Source organism: Streptomyces sp. BPTC-684, assembly GCF_030028635.1.
Classification (GTDB): domain Bacteria; phylum Actinomycetota; class Actinomycetes; order Streptomycetales; family Streptomycetaceae; genus Streptomyces; species Streptomyces noboritoensis.
The window spans coordinates 6707979-6723810 of record NZ_CP124863.1 but is presented as its reverse complement, the minus strand read 5'-3'; the positions used below and the strand labels follow the sequence as shown (position 1 = coordinate 6723810).

Below are 15832 nucleotides of genomic sequence, written 5' to 3'. Positions count from 1 at the left end.
GCATAAATTTCCGGTGAAGGGCGGGCGACGGGAAGGCGACCACCGTTCGATCATGTTATAGGAGCGATGCGGGTGGGTTTCGCTGGTCACCCTTAGTACGGAGACCACTCGATCCTGCACGCTCAGTGACCCGGCGTTTCGGCATGACCATGAAAACTCGCGACGCCCGGCGGGCGGGAAATCAGGGGAACACTCATTCCCCTCTTACGCCTCGGAAGCCCTTGGGGGCAGCCGCTTCCAGAGCCCTTGGGACAGCCGCTTCCAGGTCGGCGATGCTGCCGGACATGATCGTCCGTACGTGCTCGGTGATGTGCTCGGCCGGCCAGTCCCACCAGGCCACGGCCAGCAGCCGGGCGATATCCTGCTCGCTGTAGCGGGTACGGATGAGGCGGGCGGGGTTGCCGCCGACGATCCCGTAGTCGGGTACGTCACTGGTGACCACGGCGCCGGAGCCGATGATCGCGCCGTGTCCGATCCGTACGCCGGGCATCACCGTCGTCTCGTATCCGAACCAGACATCGTTGCCGACGACGGTGTCCCCCCGGTTCGGCAGGCCGGTGAGCAGGTCGACATGCTCGGACCAGGAGCCGCCCATGGTGGGGAAGGGAAAGGTCGAGGGACCGTCCATGCGGTGGTTGGCTCCGTTCATGATGAACTTCACCCCCGTGCCCAGCGCGCAGAACCTGCCGATGATCAGCTTCTCCGGCCCGTAGTGATAGAGCACGTTGCGCGTCTCGAACGCGGTCGCGTCGTCCGGGTCGTCGTAGTAGGAGTACTCCCCGACCTCGATCAGCGGGGACTTCACCAGCGGCCTGAGCAGCACCACCCGCGGCTGCTCGGGCATCGGGTGGAGGACCGTCGGGTCGGCGGGCACAGGCATGGCGAGTGATTCCTTCCGGGCTGTGTGTTCGTGTCCATATCCGCTCCATGATCGCGGCACCGCGCCGGCCAGGAAACCGTTTTGTGTGTATGAGGACAGGATCAGCTGATCGGTTCCGCGATCGGCGCGGGCTTGTCGAACAAGGCGCACATCGCCGCGGTCTGGAGCGTCTTGGCCGCTGTGGCGAGCTCGGGGAAGGCGTCCGGGTGCTCGGCGAAGGCCTCCGTCGCCACGAGGACGGTCGCCGTGCGCCTGCCTGTGGAGTCGGTGACGCTCGTGCTGAGGTAGCCGGGGATGCCGCCGTCGTGCGCCCACACCGTGCCGCACGGGGTCGCGGCGGTCTCGATGCCCAGCCCGTAGCCGGGCCCGTCCGGCCGGTCCGGGAAGATGGGCACGGTGGTGCGCATCTGGGCCAGCTGGGCGGCGGGCAGCAGCCTGCCGGACATCAACGCGGCGTGGAACCGCCCCCAGTCCTGCGCGGTGGACACCACGGCCCCGGCCGCGCCGCCCCACGAGGGATTGTTGTGGGAGACGTCCACATGACCGCCGCGGTGCACCCCGGCGAAGTCCCTGAACTCGGCCGGCACACCCGGCGGCATGTGGGCCGCATCGGGTTCGTAGCCCCGGGCGTGCGGGCCGTGCCAGGTGGAGTCCGTGGCGTAATAGGTGTGCTCCAGGTGGAGCGGACGGGCGATCCGGTCACGGACCAGATCAGCCAGGCTCCGGCCCGTGGCCTTCTCCAGGACGGCACCGATCGCGGCGTAGTCGGTGTTGCTGTACGCCCACCGGGTGCCCGGCGCGAAGAGCGGATCGTGCCGCACGCCGAGTGCGAGCAGTTGCTCCGACGTCCATCGCCGCTGGTCCTTGCCCATGGCCGAGGGCAGGACCGCGGGATCCTCGGTGTAGTCGAACAGGCCGCTGGTGTGGTTCAGCAGCATGCGCAACGTGATCGCGCGGCCGTTGGGCACCTGGCCCGGCAGCCAGGTGTCCACCGGGTCGGCCAGGGCGAGCTTGCCCTGACCGACCAGTTGCAGCACGAGCGTGGCCATCATGGTCTTGGTGTTGGAGCCCATCCGGAACTCGTCCTCCGCCCGGAGCCGGTGATCCTTCCTGGTCCAGGGGGCCTGCTCGGCAATCTCCAGGGGGCGGCCCTGGCCGTCGTCCACTCGTACGATCACGCCGGGTGCTCCGGCAGCCACCAATTCCCGTACCAGTCGGTGCAGTTGGGTACTCTGCCGCGACTTGACCCCGGTGGCGAAGGCGGAGCGGGCTGGTGGAGCGGCAGAGGCCGTACGGGCGGCCGCTTGTCCTTCTTGATCGAGTGCGCCGACCAGGCAGGTCAGCGTCAGGCCGGTCACCGCCAAGAGGGACGCCGACGCCATGAGGCGCTCACGGCGTCGGCGGGCAGCAGGTCGAGTCCGGGATGGTTCGTGCGCGCTGGTGGAGCATAAGTCCGTCGTCATGCCGATCACCCTTACGCACTTGCGGGCGCCGTGTCACGGCGGTACGCCACCCACTTGAGGTGGGGCCAGCCCCCAGGCAACTCCCGGCCAACCAGACCCAGTCCACGGCGGCGTCACCGGTAACGCGACCGTACGCGCGCGATCCCCCGCTCCCCTGGCTTCCTTGTTCGGGAGCCATACCGGTGGAAAAATCACTGGTTGCTCAGAGCCGCGCCGCCCTTTCGCATTCCGTTCCCTCAGCTTACGGAGACTGCTCATGCCCGACGTCAACAGCCCCTACAAGCCCGGCACTCCCTGCTGGGTCGACCTCATGGTCCCCGACCAGCAGGCGGCACTCGACTTCTACCGCGGCCTCTTCGGCTGGGAGGGCGAGGTGGGGCCGCCGGAGACCGGCGGGTACGCCGTCTGCACCCTCGGCGGCAAGCCGGTGGCCGGCATCGCGACCGCGATATCGCCCGAGGACGGGCCCACCCCACCGACCGTGTGGACCACCTACCTCGCCACCTCCGACGCTGACGCCGACGAGAAGAGGATCACCGACAACGGCGGCACCGTGGTCATGCCCGGCGTGGACGTGCTCACGCTCGGCCGCATGGCGCTCGCCGCCGACCCCACGGGCGCGGTGTTCGGCCTGTGGCAGGCCCGTGACTTCCTCGGTGCGCAAGTCGTCAACGAGCCCGGTGCGTTCATCTGGAGCGAGCTGAACACCAGCGACCCGGATGCCGCTGCGCGCTTCTACTCCAACGTCCTGGGCATCACGAGGGCCCCGATGGACGGCGAGGACGGCTACTTCGCCCTCGAAGTCGACGAGCGGACCGTCGCCGGGATGCAGGGGCTCGACAAGATGCCGCCGGGCACGCCCTCGCACTGGCTGACGTACTTCGCCGTCGACGACACCGACAGCACCGTCGAGGCCCTGATCCGCGCCGGCGGCAACGTCCTCAAGCCACCGTTCGACATGGCCTCCGGGCGGATGGCCGTCGTGCGGGACCCGCAAGGCGGCAAGTTTGCCGTCATCGCCCCTTCTGCCACCGAATCCAGCTGACCCCGGCTGACCCCGGCGCATAGACGCGGGGCGAGCTCTCCTGGTGCCCGGATCGGCCCGTCTGCCCATGTTGGTAGGCGGGCCGGACATCGCCTTCCACACCGACCACCCATTGCCGCCCTGGACCCGGGTGGTTCGAACGGGTGCACTTTTCCCTCCGGCTGCGCAAGTGCGATGAGTTTCGCGGTGGGCTCCGGTCTGTATCCACACACGCGATCAACCGCGCTCATCAACCGCACCCGAGGAGGGCATCATGACCGCCACCTACACATTCGACGTCTTCTCCAGCCTCGACGGCTTCGGCGGCGCCGGCGGCAACTGGACCGGCTACTGGGGCAAGCAGGGCCCCGAGCTCCTCGACCACCGCCTCGCCCTGTACGGCGAGGAGCAGCGGATGGTCTTCGGGGCCAACACGTATCGCGCGTTCGCGCGGATGCTGGCCGAGAGCACCGAGGAGTCCGACGTACGTGACCCGTGGGTCACACGGATGAGGAGCCTGCCGGCAACGGTGGTGTCGACCACACTGGAAGAACCCCTCGACTGGCCGGATGCGAACGTCGTGAGCGGCGACGCCGTCGACGTCGTCGCCCGGCTCAAGGAGGAGTCCGACGTACCGCTGCGCTCGCACGGCAGCCTGTCGATGAACCGGGCGCTGATGGCCGCCGGTCTGGTCGACCGCGTCCAGGTGACGGTCTTCCCTGTGATCACCGGCCAGACCGGGCTGGACCCGATCTTCCAGGACGCGGCCGACTTCGACCTCGAACTGATCGAGCACCGGACGCTCGACGGCCACATCCAAGAGCTCGTCTACCGGCCGACCCTGCATGTCTGAGTCCATCCATGGGGCGTTCGACGAGCTGCCCCGCCGAGCCGCTCGTCGCGTTGGACTCGGCCTCCGACTGCCGCCACGACCGCAAGCGGCAGCCCATGCACACGGTGGCGGTGCGATTGCGGTGAGTGCTTGAGATGTGGCGCGGGGGGTGAGAAGGTCGCAGAGCGCAAGGCCCCTCAGGCGCGGCCGAAGAACGTTCGGAGGGATACCGCGATCCTTCGCGGTCCGCTCGGCCGACACCGGCGAGATCATCCACGTACACGAAGAGCTCACGTTCCCCCACACACCTCCCGGCGAAGACCGCGGCGAGGACCACGGCGAGGACCGGGTACTCCGTCTCGTCGGAGAACGCGCCCGCGACGCCACCGTCGAAGAGGTCGAACCGGGCTACCGCCACCCCATTGCCCTCCCGGGCGGCCCCTCACTGGCCTGACCCGGCGGGGTTTACCTTCGACAGCCCCCGGCGCGCCCTGTTGCTCCCAGGTGCGCAGCCGTGGCTGCGCGGTGCTGTGCCCACTGTACGGACGGTCACCTTGACGGCCATCGATACTTAGGCCAGCCTTACCTTCGCTCGCCGATTGCTGGTGCGAGCGCACCCTGCAGAAGATCCCTGGAGCAACCATGTCCGCCGCCGACGCCACCGCGAGCCCCCACAGACCTGGACGGGATGCGGAACTGCTCCAGCTTCCCCACTGGTGTCGGACCGCGGCGGTGTCCCTCGCGGTATGTGTCGGCTGGGCGGCCACGACATGGATCGCCCTGCACCTGCAAGCCGACACCGCGCTTCACACCGCGGCGCTGTTCGTCCACCTCGCCTCCCTGGTCCTGGGCTTCGGTGCGGTACTCGCAGTCGACTACTACGGTGTCCTGTGGCTCACGGGCCGCAAGACCCTCCGCGAGGTGCTCGACTTCACGGCCCCCTTGCACGTCCCGGTGTGGGTCGGCCTCGGCGGTCTGCTCTTCAGCGGTGCCTTCCTGCATCCCGATCTCGGTTCACCGCTCACGTGCGTCAAGCTCGGGCTCGTTCTCGTGCTCTCACTCAACGGTGTCCAGGCGTCGGCCCTGCACCGCCGACTGACCGCCGTCAGCGGCGCCCCGGTCCGCCTCTCGCTGTTGATCCGCAGTGCCGTGACAGCAGTGGTTTCACAGGCCGCTTGGTGGGGCGCGGTCACGATCGGCTTCCTGAACAGCCAGCACTGATCGCCCCGACCGAAGCCGTGTGTGGCGCCTTCGGCTCCGCTCCGCTGGGACAGCTCCCAGCGAAGACCGCCAGGCGCCGGAGTGAGTGCACGGCCCTTCGGCGGCCTTCAGCTGAGCTGCTCGGCCAGACCGACGATGATGCCCTCGATGTCGTCGACGGCGAACATGACGCGACGAATGCCCAGCGTGTTCGCCGGTGCGTCCTTCGGCTCGGAGCGGATCGCCTTCGGCGTGTGGAACATCGCCAGCTCGATACGGCCGTGGCCGTCCGGGGTCCGCAGCACGGCGACGTCCTGTCGGACGTCATCGATCCCGATCACCCGCTCCACCCAACGTCCCTCGATCGGTCCCTTGCCCTCCAAGCAGGCCGACGGCCACTGGCTGCTGACCGCCTGCCAGACCAGGTCGCCGCCGACTAGGAATTGTCCCGGCCCATCATGGGCGGAGCCAAGAGACAACGACCGTCGGTACTCAGGTGGAGACCCAGCAGCCCGCCGAGTGGCGCTGCCCAGGCGGTGCTGGCCGAGGTCTACTCGCTGGCTCAGTTCTTCGTGGCCTACCAGCCCGACAGCAGCCTGCTGTGGCGCATCGCCGAGCGCGGCATGGTCGCAGCCCAACAGAGCGACAACCCCCATGCGGTGGGCGTCGCAGCCTGGTTGATGGCACGGGCTCACCGCGACTCGGGACCGGGCCACTACGACGCCGCCGACACGGTCACCCTCGAAGCACTGCGGTACTTGGCGCCTCAGCTGCCGGACGCGGCTGATCCTGTCCTGGCCGTCGCCGGAGCCGTCACGTTCGGGCCGGGTATACGGCGGCTCGCCGGGGCGACACGGGGACGGCGTGGCGATACTGGGACACGGCGCGGGACATGGCCGGACGTCCACCGGGCGACTACTTCCACCCCGTGACCAGCTTTTCGCGGGCCATCATGGGTGCGCATGCCGTGACAGTGGCGGTCGAGCTGCACGCCGGTCCGGAGTCGGTGAGGCAAGCCGCGCGCGGACACCACCACGATCCCCTCGCGGCCGCGCAGGGCCCGGCATCGGATCGAGGAGGCTCGGGGCTTCCGACTCGACGGCCAACCGGACGTGGCGATCGTGACGCTGGACAAGGCGTACGAGGCGGCCCCGGAGACGATCCGGTACAACGGCTACGCGAAGTCGATCCTCCTTGAGGAGACAGAGTCGAAGATCAGCGCCCGCCGACGCCGAGCGTCCGAGCTCGCACTGAAGATCGGCCTGCTCGCCGCGTGAGCAAGGGGACACCATCAGTGTCCTCGACTTCATTGGCCCACCCCTACGTTCGTCATCGAGCAGACCACCGACGACGACAGGGGCTCACCTGTGTTCGCAATCCCCATCGGAACCGGCAGGGCCGACAGCCGTGCAAGCGTCGCTCTATACGCCTGGAGGATGCCCGGATCGAGGGCGTGGTGACGCCGTCGGCGGCTCACCTCGCCGTCGCCCTGCCGCTCAGCAGCCGTCGACGGATCCCTCGCGCCATCGCCGCGCCGACCGTCCGCACCTCGCACCCGCTACCCGCTCACCCCCATAAACCCCCTTGATCTCTCATCGGAGCGGACACCTAAGCTGCGCCATCATGACGACATCTCCGGACGACAGCATCCGACCGTTCCGCATCGCCATCCCGGACAGCGACCTGGACGACCTGCGGCTCCGCCTCGATCTCACCCGTTGGCCCGACGAGCTGCCGGGCGTAGGCTGGGCCTACGGTGTTCCGCGTGACTACCTGCGGGAGCTCGCGCACTACTGGCGGCACGAGTACGACTGGCGGGCGGCGGAAGCGCGTCTGAACCAGTGGCCCCAGTTCATGACCACGATTGACGGCGCGGACATCCACTTCGCGCACATCCGCTCCCCCGAACCGGACGCCACGCCCCTGATCATCACGCACGGCTGGCCGGGCTCCATCGTCGAGTTCGAGCACATCGCCGGCCCGCTGACCGACCCCCGGTCGCACGGCGGCGACCCCGCGGACGCCTTCCACCTGGTCCTGCCGAGCATCCCCGGCTTCGGGTTCTCCGGCCCCACCCGCGAGAGGGGCTGGGAGTACCAACGCGTCGGGGCCGCCTTCGCCGAGTTGATGCAACGCCTGGGATACGAGCGTTACGGCGCTCAGGGCGGCGACTGGGGGTCGGCCGTCTCCCGCGAACTCGGCCGTATCCGCCCCGACCAGGTCATCGGCGTCCATCTGAACATGATCCCCGGCGCCGGGGCGACGGCCGAGCCGACCGACGAGGAACTCGCCGCCCTCAGCCCCGCGGAGCAGGAGCGCACCCGGGCCTCCTGGGCGCGGATGCAGGCGTGGAGCCGTGAGAAGCAGGGCTATGCCGACCTCCAGTCCACGCGGCCGCAGACCCTCGCCTACGCGCTCACCGACTCCCCCGTTGGCCAACTCGCCTGGATCGCCGAGAAGTTCAAGGAGTGGACCGACTCCGTCGACCGACCGGAAGACGCCGTCGACCGCGACCACCTCCTCACGAACGTGATGCTGTACTGGCTGACCGGGACCGCCGGCTCTTCCGGGCGCATCTATTACGAGCGCACCCACGCGTCCTACTCGGGGCAGCCGCCCGAGCCCTCACCGGTCCCCACCGCGTTCGCCGCCTTCCCGCACGAGAACTTCGTCATCCTGCGCCACATCGCGGAACGCACCAACAACATCGTGCGCTGGACGGAGTTCGACCGGGGAGGCCACTTCGCCGCGATGGAGGCGCCCGATCTGCTCATCGGCGACATCCGAGCCTTCTTCCGCGACCTGCGCAACACCGGAACAGGAGGGGATGGCAAGGAAACAAAGGCGTAATCTGCGCTGGCTACCGTCATCCGATGAGCATCAGGGTGAACGGGGCAGCCGTGGGTACGCAGGTCCGGGCCGGTACCGAGGACGACCTGGAAGAGTTGACCCGTATCTACAACCATTACGTCGTCGCGACCCCGATCACCTTCGACATCGAGCCGTTCACGGTCGAGCAGCGCCGCCCGTGGCTGGCGGCCCACCCCGATCACGGCCCGCACCGGCTTCTCGTGGCCGAGGAGGGTGGACAGGTCCTCGGGTACGCGACCAGCAGTGCGTTCCGGCCGAAGCAGGCGTACGAGACCTCTGTCGAGACCAGTGTGTACGTGGCGCCCGAGCAGGTGGGGCGCGGCGTCGGCGGTCTGCTGTACGCCTCGCTCTTCGAGGTGCTCGAACAGGAGGACGTACGCCAGGCCCTCGCCGGAATCGCCCTGCCCAACGAGGCGTCGCAGCGGCTCCATCTGCGCTTCGGTTTCCAGCCCGTCGGGGTGTACCGGGAAGTCGGGCGGAAATTCGGGAAGTTCTGGGACGTGGCCTGGTTCCAACGACCGCTGTCGCCAGGCCCCGCCACACCCTGATCCTTTCGGTCAGATGCGGTTCGAGCTGGAGCGGCCGAAGAACTCGACCTCCGCGAGGGCTACCTGTTTGTCGCCGGAGGCCGCGTAGGCCGACTCGATGGTGAGGCGGACCTTGACGGCCTCGCCGACGCGGAAGGGGCGGCGCTGGCCGCCCGCCCCCTGGTCGAGGGTGATGTCGCGGGTCGTGGTCTTTCCGTCCTTCAACGTCACCGTCGCCTTGATGCGGTGCGGCAGCGCCGACGCGCCCAGTTTGTCGGCACGGGCGGAGACGCCGGGGGTGATGATCACGTCCAGGAGGCGGGTGGGCTCGGCGAAGGTGACTTCGATCCACTCGCCCTGGCCGGACTGTGCGACGCCGGGACCCCACCAGGTGTTGCTCCGCTTGTCGAAGGCGAGCTGCGGCTGGTGCCCGGGGTAGGAGCGGGAGGCCCGGACGCCGTCCGGGGCGACCGGGGCGCGCTTGGCGAAGTGGTCGCGCCCGGCGTCGACGCCGTCGGGGATGTAGAGGATCCCGAGAACGATGAGGGTCAGGGCGACCGCGGCGGCGATCCAGGTGCCGATGCGGTCGAACACGCGGCGCAGCGGCGGCCGTTCACCGGCCCAGGGGGTGTCCCGTTGCCGGTCGAAGAGCCTGCGCCACCAGGGGCGGCGGCCCGGGGGCTGTGCGGCGGCGCCGTCGTCGGCGAGGGGCATCGCGCAGCGGGCGCAGAAGTGGCGGTCGGGGCGGTTGGGGGTGGAACACCAGGGGCACGGCGGACCGTTGCCGACGTCCTCGCTGAAGCCGGGGCCGCGAACCTGCGGACGGTCGGCGTCGGGGCGGCCGGGCAGGACGGGGGCGACGCTGGGAGGTGGCGCGGGACTGGAGGCGTCCGGGTCGGCGACGGGGACGAGCAGGGAGCGGGCTCGGTCGCTCTCCGGGGAACTGTCCGGTGCGTCGGCGTCGGCGCCCGATGCCGCTACAGGGGCCACTGGGACGGTGGGCGCGGTGTCGCCCGCTTCGTGCGCAGCGGGGGCGGCGGGAGCGTGCGCTGGATTCTCGACAGTGGCAGGGCGGTTGCGTCCGTCCGTGGTCGCATCTGCCGTCGTGTCGGTGTCGTTCCGGCCGCCGACGGGAGCCGAGTCCGGCATACCCCGTGGGGCGGGCGCCGGGCCGGAGTGGTCGGCGGCCTCCCGGGGGACGGCTGCGGCCGCGGGGCGGGATGTCCGGGCACCTGCCCGGTCCCAGCCGAGTACGGCGCCGCAGGAGTCGCAGAAGGACTGGCCCGGTTCCGCGCGGGTTCCGCACTCGGCGCAGTGCTGGGTGGTCATCGCTGCGGTGTCCTTTCAGCGGTGGTTACTTCGACGGTGTAGGGCATGTGGGCGGGGCGGGCCGTGGCGACGAGGGTGTCCAGGCGGTGGGTGTCGGCCGGGGCGGGGTCGGGCAGCCGGAGGGTGACGTGGAGGTGGGGGCGCGGGGTGCCGGGGAACGGGCCGAGGGGGCGCGCGTTCCAGGCGGCGCCGCCGCTCTCGGTGATGTCGGGCGTGACGCCGAACACGAGTCGTATCGCCTCTTCGAGACCCCGCCGGGTGCCGCGTACGCGGTGCAGAGCGGCCGCGGCCGCGACGGCGGCGCGCAGGCGGGGCTCGGGTTCGGTGCCATCGGTCTCGGCGCCGACCCAGGTGCCGAGCCACCGGGCGAAGTCGGCGGGTGTCAGGGCGGGGTCGAAGTAGGTGTCGAGGCAGTCGAGGACGTTGAGGACGGGGGCGAGGACGTCGTCGAGTCCGGCGACGAAGCGCAGGGCGAGGTCGTCGTCGGCGAACACGGCCGGGAGCATGGCGCCGATGGGCGCGGAGGAACCCAGGCCGTCGACGGAGCCCCTGCCGCCGCTCACGTTCCGTCCCCGATGACACGGACGCGGTGGTCGTAGGAGAAGACGAGGGACGGGGCGTCGAGGTCGATGCGGTCGGTGGGGTCGCCGCGCTTGCCGGTGAGGGGGTCGGCGGGGTGCAGGACGACCTCGTCGACGAGTTCGACGCCGGGGACGCGTTGCAGGACGGCGAAGACCTCGCCGGACTGGACCGGGCGGCCGAAGGGCCAGCCGCGGCCGTCCGCGCCGCCGGTGAGCGGGTCGAGATGGCGGTAGAGGGCGTCGTGGGCCTGGCGGCGTACGCGGTCGGTGTCGGTGCCCCGGAAGGCGTGCAGGGTGGCGACGACGGTGACGCCTTGGTAGTAGGGCGGGCCGACGGCGAGGCGGGTGCCGATGAGGCGGCGTTCGTCGAGGTGGCGCGTGATGCGGCCGAGCAGGTCGTCGCCGGGCACGAGCTGTTCGAAGCGGAGCCGGCCACCGGGGTCGGGGACGGCCTGCGGGACGACCACGACACGTACCGCGTAGGCGCCGTGTTCGCCCTCCTCGCCCTCCAGGCAGGTGATGCGGGCGGTCTCGGGGGCGGCGCGGCGGGCGAGTTCCTCGTAGTCGCGCAGGGTGACGGCGCGCTCCTGGGCGCGCAGGGTGACGGGGGCCCGGAGCTTGGCCTCCTCGACCGTCTCGCCGTCGACGCCGCCGCGGGCGGCCTCGCGGTTGACGACTTCGGCGACGTACGGGATGGAGGTGCGCAGCACCTGGACGGCGCCGCGGGCCACGTTGCCCGACCGGCCGCCGCCGGTGCGGTAGCGGCGGGCGCGGACCACGGCACCCTTGGGGGCGACGGCTCCGTACTGACGCAACGTGCCGTCGGGTTCGCGGACGGCGGGGCCGAAGGCGATCTCGCCGGTGGTGGCGTCCAGGGTGATGTGCCGGTCGTCGGGGCGGGAGGCGGCGAAGTGGGGGACGACCCGCCAGTCCTGCCATCCGTCGTGCGCGGTGGTCTGGAGCAGCAGGGGCGGGTCGTCGGCGACGACGGGGGTGTGGGCCAGGCGCAGGCGCTGGCCGGGCAGGCCGGTGGATTCGCCGAGGGCCTCGTTGTAAACCGTTTCGGCGTGCACGGCGCGGGTGGTGGCGCCGATGGTGTACGCCTCGGCGGAGCGGATGGTGGGTGTGGTGGTGTAGAAGGGCTGGCCGGGTCGGGGGTCGGTGACACGGCAGCGCACCCACCCGGCCTCCTGGCCGCCGGTGCGGGACAGGACGTGGCCGCCCGGGACGTGGAGGACGATGTCGCCGGGGCGGTTGAGGCCGCCGGTGCCGTCGCGGTCGACCTCGCAGGGCCGCCAGCCGTCCTCGGTCCACGCCTCCCACACCAGCGGCGGCTGACGGGGGTCGACGCCGACGCCGTCCACGCGGCTGTCGAGTTCGAGCGCGAGCGCGCAGTGCGGGACGGCGGCGCTGAGACCCAGGAGCAGACAGTCGCCGGGGCGGGGTGACTCGGCGAAGCACGCCAGGTCCCGGCCCTCGACGAGGTCGGCGGTGCGGTCGGCGACGGGCTCGCCGTGGTGCTGCACCACGAGGTGGCCCAGCGAGCACGGGACGACGGTCAGGTCGCGCTCGGTGGCGAAGACGACGGCCTCGTCGCGTTCCGTGCGCGTGGTGGAGACCTCGGTGCCCATCGGCACGGATATGGGCTCCTCCTGCGGTGCGGACAGCCAGAAGGTGACGTCGGTACGGGCCGCGCCCGGCGGGAACAGGGTGATGCCGACCAGGTCCAGGAAGGCGAGGTGGTTCTTCTCCGGGACCCGGTTGAGGCGGTAGACGATCTGGTCGGCCATGTGAGCGACCGTCTCGATGAGGGTGACGCCGGGGTCCGAGACGTTGTGGTCGGTCCACTCGGGGGCGCGCTGCTGGATGTAGCGCTTGGCGTCGTCGACGAACTGCTGGAAGCGGCGGTCGTCGAGGTTGGGCGAGGGCAGGGACATCAGTGTTCGCTTTCGGGGAGGGTGCCGGGGCCGGCCGGTCCGCCGGGACCGTCCGAGGGACCCGGCACTCCGGGCTCCTCGTGGGAGGGGATGACGTAGAAGGGGAAGACGAGGCTGCGCGGGTTGTTGGTGCCGCGGATCGAGTAGCGGACGTCGATGTACAGCACGCTCTGGTCGGCGCCGGCGGTGACCTCCACGTCGTGGACCTCGATGCGCGGCTCCCAGCGGTCGAGGCTGACCAGTACCTCGTGCTGGATGCGGCCCGCGGTCTGCTCGTTGACCGGGGCGAAGACCAGGTCGTGGATGGCGCAGCCGAATTCGGGGCGCATCGGCCGCTCCCCGGGCGAGGTGGCCAGCACGAGCCGGATGGCCTCCTCCACCTCGCGCTCGCCGCTGACCAGGGCGATGCCGCCGGTGGGCCCGATGCGCAGGGGGAACGCCCAGCCGGACCCGACGAACTGTTCGGCCATCAGAGAACCACCCGTCCCTTCCCGTAGATCACTTGAGTCCTCGTCATGAGGGGAGCGGGTACTTCTTGTTGTTGACCATGACCAAACCGTTGAGCAGGAGCGTGCCGGCCCGGATGCCCACATTGGCGGTGGAGTTGATCTGCACACCGGCGTCGGCGAACATCGTCGCGGCGGCACCCGCCTTGATGTCGAGGACACTCGCCGCGGACACGCCCACCACACCCCCGAGAGACCGGAGGCTGACCAGACCGCTGCCCTGGATGCTGATCGAACCACCGCCGCGGATGGACACGTTTCGCTTGGCCCGGAGGGTGAGGTCGGTGCCCGCCTCGACCGACACCGCACGCCCGCCCTTGATGGTGACGGCACCCGCACTGTCCACGGTGATCTCGGTCTCGGTGCGGTCGAGGTTGATGGTCAGCTTGTCGTTGCCGGTGGCGATCCGCACACCCTGCTTGCGCCCGCCGCTCTGCTGGCTGAGCAGGTCGACGCGGTTGCCCTTGCGGTCGGACAGGGTGTGCCGGGCGGCCTGCTTCTTCAGTCCGTGGTGCAGGGGCACGTCGTTCACCGTCGGTTTGTCGCGGCCGTTGTAGAGCCCGCCGATCACGAAGGGGTGGTCCAGGGCGCCACGGTCGAAGGCGACGAGCACCTCGTCGCCCACGTCCATGGGGAAGACACCGCCGCCGCCCTTGCCGCCCAACTGCACGCTGCGCGCCCAGTCGCTGACGTACGCGTCGTCGAGCCAGGGGAAGGTGAGTTTGACCCTGCCTTGCTCAAGGGGGTCCTGTACGTCGGTGACGACGGCGTTGACGACGCCGGGCAGCCGCGCCCCCGCGCCGTCCGCGCCCGCCCCGCCGGACACCAGTCCGTACAGGGAGCGCCACTGTCGTCCGCTGACGGTCACCCAGGACTCGTAGTGCTTGCCGTCGCCGAAGACGGGCCGGACCGAGGTGGCGGTGTACTTGCCCTCGAAGGGCCTGCCGACACGGGAGAGGGCCACCGGCACGCCGGGCCGCAGCTCGGGGTTGCCTCGGACGGCCACCTCCAGCTCGGCGAACGACGAGGTGACGTCGGCGGCGAGGGCGTCGGCGGCGTGCCGGACCTCGGCCTGCTTGTCGTAGGGCACACCGGTCTCGACGAGCCTGGCGGCCTTGAACTTCTTCGCGATCCGGCTCGGGGTGGTGCCGATGCTGATGCCCGTGTCAGTGCTGACGTTCTGGGTCTCCTTGATCTTCTTCTTGGTGGTGACGTTCCAGCCGCGCGACTCGACCTTGCCCACCTGGTCGGCCGCGGTGACCGCGGCCCGCAGCCGCAGGATGTCGCGTTTCGCCCGCAGCACGAACGGGCTCGTGTCGCTGTCGGCCCGGGGCGAGGGTGCGCCGGAGGACGCCTTCGGCTTGACGAACTGGAAACGCCCCTCGGCATCCAGCGACATGACCACCTGGTTCTCGTCGGCGAGCCGGGCGAGGAAGTCCCAGTCGGTGACGTTGGGCTGGCTGATGAACTCGTACAGCGTGTCCGTCGACTGGATCCGGCCGATCCGGACCCCGTCCTGGACGGCGAGCGTGCGGGCGATGTCGGACGCGAGCTGATTGCGGTAGGCGACGACCCGGCGCTGGCGCATCAGGCGGTGGCCGTAGTCGTAGCCGCGGATGACGGTGTAGGTGCCGGTGCCCTCGAAGTCGGCCTCCAGACCGGTCACCTCCCCGGTCAGCAACGGGTCGCCCTTGCCCCGTCCGTCGGCGATCGGGGTCAGGACCACCTCGGTGCCGAACTGCGCCTTGAGTTCGTCGAGGACCAGTCGGCCGGGGTCGCGGAAGGTGAGCCGGAACGCGGCGGGCACGCCGGCCCCCTGGTCGACCCAGCCGTCGACGAGCAACGGGGCGATGTCCGGCGGCAGTTCCTTGCCGCCGATGGTGACGTGGATGAGGGTGGAGAACGCGGGCTGCACCATCAGCGGCGCACCTCCTCGGCGGCCGGCAGGACGAGTTCGGTGCCGGACCCGAGCCGGGACGGGTCGTCGATGCCGTTCGCCTCGGCGATCGCACGCCAGACGGTGGCGTCCCCGTATTCGCGCCAGGCCAGCGACGGCAGCGTGTCCCCGGCGACGACCCGGTGCACCCGCCGCGCGGTGAGCGCGCCCGAGGTCGGGTTCTGCCGCTTCGTCTTGGAGGGGATCTCGTGCAGCCGCATCTGGCACGTGGCGCGGATGGGAACACCGGTGGTGCCGAACAGCGTGTAGGAGGCCTCGACGGAGGAGACGTACGCGGTGAACCGGGCCGTGGAGAACGACCCCCACTCGAAGACCACCCAGGGCGGCGACGGCTGGTCGGCGAACATGCTCGTGTCCGTGGTCTCGCAGCAGCTCAGCAGCGTCTCCACCTTCTTCAGAACCGTGTCGCCGGTCGGCTCGTCGGAGGAGTCGAGGAAGATCTCCAGGCTCATCTCGCGGGCCTCCGGGCCCAGGAACTCCGGCTTGGAACCGTCCCGTACGGCCGGGGCCACCGTTACGTGCCACTGGGCGCGGCGGCTGAGGGAGAGCTGCGCGGGGTTGAAGTCGAAGTCGAACGTCTCGATCAGCCCGCCGGGCGTGGTGCTGGTGCCGAGCGGGGGCTCGTGGATGGCGAGGGTGGCGCGTACGAGACTCTTGCCCGCGCCCTTACCGCCCGAGCCCTTGCCGCCCGCGCTCTTGCTGTTCTTGGCCATGCTCTCTTCCTC

14 protein-coding genes and 1 pseudogene are annotated in these 15832 nt (G+C 70.4%); 6 read left to right on the top strand and 9 right to left on the bottom strand.

What is annotated here, in order from left to right; translation table 11 throughout:
* Nucleotides 1–193: 193 nt before the first annotated feature.
* Both QIY60_RS30120 and QIY60_RS30115 read right to left on the bottom strand, forming a co-directional pair.
* Entirely contained in the window at nt 194–880 is a 687-nt protein-coding gene (locus tag QIY60_RS30120; RefSeq protein ID WP_283145330.1) for a CatB-related O-acetyltransferase, read from the bottom strand.
* Nucleotides 881–981: 101 nt separating this feature from the next.
* Nucleotides 982–2262: a serine hydrolase domain-containing protein gene (locus QIY60_RS30115; protein ID WP_283145329.1), complete on the bottom strand. Its 1281-nt coding sequence runs from the start codon at nt 2260–2262 to the stop codon at nt 982–984.
* Between the two features lie 337 nt (nt 2263–2599).
* On the opposite strand from QIY60_RS30115, the gene QIY60_RS30110 reads away from it, so the two are divergent.
* From QIY60_RS30110 to QIY60_RS30100, 3 genes are all read left to right on the top strand, one after another.
* Nucleotides 2600–3388: a VOC family protein gene (locus tag QIY60_RS30110; protein ID WP_283145328.1), complete on the top strand. Its 789-nt coding sequence runs from the start codon at nt 2600–2602 to the stop codon at nt 3386–3388.
* Nucleotides 3389–3641: 253 nt separating this feature from the next.
* Complete coding sequence (locus QIY60_RS30105; RefSeq protein WP_283145327.1) at nt 3642–4220, top strand: dihydrofolate reductase family protein; 579 nt, start codon at nt 3642–3644, stop codon at nt 4218–4220.
* 711 nt (nt 4221–4931) lie between these two features.
* Nucleotides 4932–5420 (top strand): hypothetical protein, encoded by a 489-nt coding sequence (locus QIY60_RS30100; RefSeq protein WP_283145326.1) that lies wholly within the window; start codon nt 4932–4934, stop codon nt 5418–5420.
* Between the two features lie 107 nt (nt 5421–5527).
* On the opposite strand, the gene QIY60_RS30095 is transcribed toward QIY60_RS30100, so the two are convergent.
* Nucleotides 5528–5740, bottom strand: a complete 213-nt coding sequence (locus tag QIY60_RS30095; RefSeq protein ID WP_283145325.1) for a hypothetical protein — start codon at nt 5738–5740, stop codon at nt 5528–5530.
* A 183-nt stretch (nt 5741–5923) separates the two neighbouring features.
* Here QIY60_RS30095 and QIY60_RS30090 point away from each other — a divergent pair.
* The 3 genes and pseudogenes from QIY60_RS30090 to QIY60_RS30080 all read left to right on the top strand — a co-directional run.
* A pseudogene (locus QIY60_RS30090) lies at nt 5924–6676 on the top strand (hypothetical protein); the annotation flags it as partial.
* 346 nt (nt 6677–7022) lie between these two features.
* Complete coding sequence (locus QIY60_RS30085; protein WP_283145324.1) at nt 7023–8249, top strand: epoxide hydrolase family protein; 1227 nt, start codon at nt 7023–7025, stop codon at nt 8247–8249.
* 23 nt (nt 8250–8272) lie between these two features.
* A complete protein-coding gene (locus QIY60_RS30080; protein ID WP_283145323.1) occupies nt 8273–8818 on the top strand; it encodes a GNAT family N-acetyltransferase in 546 nt (181 codons plus the stop codon).
* A 9-nt stretch (nt 8819–8827) separates the two neighbouring features.
* Here the strand turns inward: QIY60_RS30080 and QIY60_RS30075 are convergent, their stop codons facing one another.
* Genes QIY60_RS30075 through QIY60_RS30050 form a run of 6 tightly spaced genes read right to left on the bottom strand, consistent with a single transcriptional unit; the run spans nt 8828 to nt 15820 of the window.
* Nucleotides 8828–10126, bottom strand: coding sequence for a zinc ribbon domain-containing protein (locus tag QIY60_RS30075; RefSeq protein ID WP_283145322.1), 1299 nt, complete (start codon nt 10124–10126; stop codon nt 8828–8830).
* A complete protein-coding gene (locus tag QIY60_RS30070; RefSeq protein WP_283146120.1) occupies nt 10123–10632 on the bottom strand; it encodes a phage tail protein in 510 nt (169 codons plus the stop codon). Before QIY60_RS30070 ends, QIY60_RS30075 begins: the two co-directional genes overlap by 4 nt.
* A 53-nt stretch (nt 10633–10685) precedes the next feature.
* On the bottom strand, nt 10686–12644 hold the full coding sequence (locus QIY60_RS30065) for a putative baseplate assembly protein (protein WP_283145321.1): 1959 nt from the start codon (nt 12642–12644) through the stop codon (nt 10686–10688).
* Entirely contained in the window at nt 12644–13114 is a 471-nt protein-coding gene (locus QIY60_RS30060) for a GPW/gp25 family protein (protein WP_283145320.1), read from the bottom strand. Before QIY60_RS30060 ends, QIY60_RS30065 begins: the two co-directional genes overlap by 1 nt.
* A 43-nt stretch (nt 13115–13157) precedes the next feature.
* The gene (locus tag QIY60_RS30055) at nt 13158–15068 is read right to left on the bottom strand and encodes a VgrG-related protein (RefSeq protein WP_283145319.1); all 1911 of its coding nucleotides are present in this window, start codon (nt 15066–15068) and stop codon (nt 13158–13160) included.
* Nucleotides 15068–15820, bottom strand: coding sequence for a LysM peptidoglycan-binding domain-containing protein (locus QIY60_RS30050; RefSeq protein WP_283145318.1), 753 nt, complete (start codon nt 15818–15820; stop codon nt 15068–15070). Before QIY60_RS30050 ends, QIY60_RS30055 begins: the two co-directional genes overlap by 1 nt.
* Between the last annotated feature and the right edge of the window lie 12 nt (nt 15821–15832).